This is a genomic window from Tenacibaculum gallaicum, from assembly GCF_003387615.1.
GTDB lineage: Bacteria > Bacteroidota > Bacteroidia > Flavobacteriales > Flavobacteriaceae > Polaribacter > Polaribacter gallaicus.
Map to the genome: position 1 here is coordinate 1 of NZ_QUNS01000017.1, position 3595 is coordinate 3595.

At 32.2% G+C, this 3595-nt stretch carries 3 protein-coding genes; 2 read left to right on the forward strand and 1 reads right to left on the reverse strand.

What is annotated here, in order from left to right; all coding sequences use genetic code 11:
- Nucleotides 1-203 precede the first annotated feature (203 nt).
- A complete protein-coding gene (locus C7448_RS15690) occupies nucleotides 204-992 on the forward strand; it encodes a PhzF family phenazine biosynthesis protein (protein ID WP_115902355.1) in 789 nt (262 codons plus the stop codon).
- A 25-nt stretch (nucleotides 993-1017) separates the two neighbouring features.
- On the opposite strand, the gene C7448_RS15695 is transcribed toward C7448_RS15690, so the two are convergent.
- Entirely contained in the window at nucleotides 1018-1272 is a 255-nt protein-coding gene (locus C7448_RS15695) for a hypothetical protein (RefSeq protein WP_115902356.1), read from the reverse strand.
- Between the two features lie 317 nt (nucleotides 1273-1589).
- Here C7448_RS15695 and C7448_RS15700 point away from each other — a divergent pair, with 317 nt between their 5' ends.
- Nucleotides 1590-3263, forward strand: a complete 1674-nt coding sequence (locus tag C7448_RS15700; RefSeq protein WP_115902357.1) for a hypothetical protein — start codon at nucleotides 1590-1592, stop codon at nucleotides 3261-3263.
- The last annotated feature ends 332 nt before the right edge of the window (nucleotides 3264-3595 follow it).

Below are 3595 nucleotides of genomic sequence, written 5' to 3' on the forward strand. Positions count from 1 at the left end.
TATTATTATAATCAAGAAAGACCACACCAAAGTTTAAATGGTGTGCCTCCTAATATTTTTAACCAAAATTGTCAACGAATTAGTTAACCTTTACAGGAATGACGTGATAAAGTATACTGCATAAAGAGAAGTTAACAATGTTGTTATATCTTCTATGTAACAAAACTGAAAGTAATATATTTACGTGTTAAATAATAAAAAAGATGAAATTACCATTATATCAAATAGATGCTTTTACAGATAAAGTATTTGGAGGAAATCCAGCCTGTGTTGTTCCGTTACAAAATTGGCTTCCTGATGAAGTTCTTTTAAAAATAGCAAAGGAAAATGCTGTGGCAGAAACAGCTTTTTTTGTTGATAAAGGAGAGAAAATACATTTAAGGTGGTTTACCCCAGATATTGAAATGGATTTATGTGGTCATGCAACGCTTGCTACTGCTCACTGTTTACACTCAATTTTAAACTATCCTCACAATAAAATAGTATTCGAAACATTAAGTGGTGATTTAACGATTACTATTGAAAAGGATCTTTATTCTATGAATTTACCTTCTAGAATGCCTGTGACCTCTGAGTTACCTGAAATCATTCAAAAATCTTTAAATATAGCACCTAAAGAAGTTTTAAAAGCTAGAGATTACGTATTGGTTTATGATTCAGAAGAGGAAGTAAAGAATGTAAATGTAGATAGACAAATATTTGATCAAATTAATCTTGATCCAGGAGGTATAGTAATTACTGCATTAGGCGACAAAAGTGATTTTGTGTCAAGGTATTTTACACCACAATCATCAATTTTAGAAGACCCTGTAACAGGGTCTTCTCACTGCTCATTGGTACCTTTTTGGAGTTCAAGATTAAATAAAGATAACCTTAATGCTATTCAGGTTTCTGAAAGAGTAGGAATATTAAAGTGTCAAAATAAAAAGGATAGAGTACTAATTAGCGGTAAAGCCAAAACTTATTCAGAAGGAAACTTGTGGATAGAGTAAATAGTATTTAAAAAAACTTGTCATTTCACTCGAAATTGTAAAGGTTTGTTTTCAGTATTTCTAACCAATCAATAGGTTCTGTACAGTTTTTGTGGACAGATTGTATTGTTTCAACATAATTTTTCCAATCCAAAACAGCTTGTTTTGCATTTTTTATTTCTTGTTGTTTCTGTTGTTCTTTAAACCTTTTGGCAGCTTCACGAGCTTGTCTTTGTTGTTCTCTTTCTATTCTTCTAACTGTGGCGCCATATGATCGGATAGTTCCTTTTAAAGTAGTCATTTTAGTTTTTTTTAAAAGTTAGTATAACACAGAATAATCATATCATAATGATTATTATTATCAGTAAAATTACAATGCATACCCTGTTGATTCCTACGGTTTTCCGCAACCTAAATTGCAGATATCCGCAAAACATGTACTATTACACATATAATTACCATTTAATAACACAATAGTTGTTATTACTAACGATATTTTACTACTTTTAAAATGTTAATATGCAGTTATATAGTGTTTTAATACGTGTTGTACTACCAACATAAAAACGAGTATAGTTGCGTATAACAACAACCAACAAACTAAACTTTACATACATTATGAAAACCCTAAGCACCTGCTTAGCACTCTTTTTTTATGTGCTATGCATTAACGGACAAACACAAACTATTAACTGTGACTCCGAAATAAAAAAGTTGAGTAGTACCTATGAAAACTACAACAAAACACTAGAAGAAAAGAAGCAAAAAATAGACGAAACCAAAAAGTCGATTACCCAAGAGAGCATAGATAAACTTAGTACTTTAATTAAAGACAGAAAAGCGTATATAGATTCGCTAAACCTTACATACGCTAAATTTACTAGCTATAAAAATGTATGTACCAACATTCATGCTGATTCAATAGCTAGTTGGTTTCCTCATAAAGAACCACCTACACAAGAAACCATAGCCAAAGAAGCTGAACAAGAAGAAACGATAGAAGAACCTGTAACCTACAGCTATTTTAACGAAGATGTAATAATTAGTGAAGATGTTAACGGAGTAGAGAGGACTTCTAGAGAGAAAAAGGTGTTCAATCAGGTATTAAAACAAGTAAATCAAGAAGCCTATTTTGGAGATATTACCATACCTAAAGAAGGACAGGAGTTTTGTTTTTATGACAATGAACATAAGCGTCAAGAAACAGCAAAGTATAAGTTTAAAAAGATAGATATTGAAATTCGCGATGGTAGCTTAGCAGATATTCAAGTATTGGTAGAATATAGAGGAAGTATGCTGTTGTTTGAAAACTACGTAGGGGTAAGCTTTTTACGATATGGGTATTGGGCATCTAAAAACTATCTTTTTTACTCACAAAAGCAACCAACAACCAATGTTGATGAAGCAGAGTTTGAAAACCTTCGTATTCGTTTAAGCGATGTATTAATGTATAAGTATAAAATAGGAAACAACTACGTACCGCACGACCTAACATTAGAATTGCCTAAAGAAGATATTGACGGAAACGAAACCAACCTAACAGCACCGGCAACCTACCAAATAAAACAAGACACTTACTTAGATAAAATAGTAGAACTACGTGCTTATACCGACTTTTTAGCACTCTTTGGAGAGTCTGACAACGGATTGGTGCAGTTAGAAGGAAGTGCAAAGTTTTATGTATTTCCTTTTTCAAGGCAAATCTTTAGTTCCTCAATGCAGTTTGAGTTTTTAAAATCGATTACACCTTATGTACACTATGCTAAGTTTGAAGAAGATAAAGGCTTAGTTGCTGCAACAGGTGGTGTAATAGGAAATACGTTAGATTTGGTAGAAAAACGCTTTTTAACCGTAGGTGGAGAAGTAAACCTTTTAGAAGTATATCAAAAAAACTACCCTATGAAAATGAACTTTTTTGGTACGGTAGACTATAATCTAACAAGAGTTCAAAACGATACCCAAGGAGTAGAAAACTTAAAAGCATTGAGTTATGGAGGAGGAGTAAGTTTATCATCAAAACGATTTAACAACTTCGGGTTCAATTACAAATTAGGACTTCACTGGTTTGATTATAAGAGCTATAACGGGTCTAGCGCCATAGATTTAGACTTTAAAGTACCTGTAGTAAAGAATCAAGCAGAGGTGTTTTATCACCCAAACAAAAACCCCAATCAAGCCATTTTTGCAAGGTTAGTAACCTATAATTATAAAGGAAACGAAAGCGATGAGGCATTTTACCAGTTTCAATTCGGGTATAAGTTCTCCTTAGGCTCAAGAACAGTAAAGAAATAAAGTAAAAAGAGGTTATTTGTTAAGAATAACCTCTTTTTATATAACAGTTTTATTATTTCTATTAAAATCTAACAAAATTCTAATTTCATCGTGTCTCCTCGAACATATGTGAGAGGTCTCAAGGTTATGAGTTACTCCTTTTAATAAGGTTCCTCCTCAGTTGCTTTGCAACATACTTTCAATCAAAATATATCTTGATTTCAGTAGCGTTCGGAATGACGATGGGGTTGTCATTTCTGTAAAGGTTAACTAATTCGTTGACAAAATCTTATATTTTGTTATGCGTATAAATACAGATGATTTAACTCTAGTTCGAAGCTATTTACAGAAAT